1 protein-coding gene and 1 pseudogene are annotated in these 1,469 nt (G+C 50.0%); both read left to right on the top strand.

Annotated features, from left to right (window positions below; translation table 11 throughout):
• The coding region (locus Q0277_RS01470; protein ID WP_297994834.1) for a ribonuclease R family protein at positions 1-1,236 on the top strand (1,236 nt) is incomplete at its 5' end.
• Positions 1,236-1,469: pseudogene (locus Q0277_RS01465) on the top strand (hypothetical protein); the annotation flags it as partial. The gene Q0277_RS01470 and the pseudogene Q0277_RS01465, both read left to right, overlap by 1 nt.

The following is a 1,469-nucleotide window of genomic DNA, read 5'->3' as shown; positions in this document are numbered from 1 at the left end:
GACGCCAAAGACTTCGACGACGCGATCTATTTTGACGTAAAAGAGCGCACGCTTTACGTCGCTATCGCCGACGTGAGCGAATACGTAAGCGAATACTCGCCGATCGATAAGGAGGCGAAATTTCGCGGCTTTTCGATCTACTTCCCGCACCGATCCGTGCCGATGCTACCTCGCGAGCTTAGCGAAAACATCTGCTCGCTGATGCCGGATCTGCCGAGGCTAGCTTTTGTTTTTAAGATCGCTTTGGATGAAAATTTAAACCCGCAAAAGCAGGAGCTTTTCGAAGCGATTATAAGATCAAAGCGCCGCTTTAATTACGACGAGGTCGATGAAATTTTACGCACTGAGAAAGCAGCCGAGCCTGAAATTTTAAGCTGGCTCTTGCCGCTTAATGAAATTTGCGAGCGCCTGCGCCGCGCGAGGCTAAAGCGCGGATTTGATTTTCGCACCAAGGAGCTTCGCATCACGCTTGATGAGCACGGTTTTATAAACTCCACCCGCTTCGAGACCGACACTCCGTCGCACAAGCTCATCGAGGATTGTATGCTGCTAGCCAACAAAGCCGCTGCGGCGCGCATCGAGCGGGGCGTTTTTAGAAATCACGGCTCGGCGGAGCTTAAAAAAATTTACGCTCTGCTTGACGATCTGGCGCTGTTTGGCATCGACGCGCCGTATCAGAGCAACCTTGCTAAAATGATCGGCGAAATCCAAGCGCAAGCCGATACTATGGGTATCCGCGAGGAGGTCGATAAGCTCATCATCAAGGCTCAAAAGCGCGCCGAGTACGGATCCGAATCGCGCGGGCATTTCGGGCTCGGATTTGATAACTACACGCACTTCACAAGCCCGATCAGGCGCTATTCCGATCTCATTTTGCACCGTCTGCTAAAGGCGCAGATGAGGGGGGATGAGAAATTTTATAATTACCTGCTTTTAAACATCGACGCGACGTGCGCGCGGCTAAATGAGCTAGAGCGCGAGGCGGACAAGGTCGCGTTTGATTTTATGGATCGTAAATTTGCGCGATGGGCCGCGGAAAATTTGGGCAAAAAATTTCGCTGCTACATCGACGAAAACGGAAATTCCGTCACCGCAAAGCTAGACGACAAGCTAAAGGGAGCTAAAATTTTAGTTTCAAATTTCGCCGGCGACATTTTAACTCCCGTGCTAGTCGAGCTTACGGACGCAAATATCGCTAGCGGAGTGATTTTAGGCAGGGTGGTAAAGAAGATCTGATGTATAGGAAAGAATTTGACGGGCTTATCGCAAGCGGCAGGGTGCCTAATTTCGTGCTTTTACGCGGCGGAGACGATTTTTCAAACGAGCTTTACGCGCAGCGATTGAAGCAAATTTACGCTTCGGAAAATTTTTTGAGTTTGTATTTTTTAGAGTATGATTTTGAGCAGGCGCGAAGCTTCTTGGAGCCCTCGCTTTTCGGCAGCAGCAACACGCTTCACATCAAAACCGCT

This window comes from uncultured Campylobacter sp. (genome assembly GCF_938030815.1).
Taxonomy (GTDB): Bacteria; Campylobacterota; Campylobacteria; order Campylobacterales; family Campylobacteraceae; genus Campylobacter_B.
Note: the sequence above shows the minus strand (reverse complement) of the source record. Positions and strands in the feature narration are given on the sequence as shown.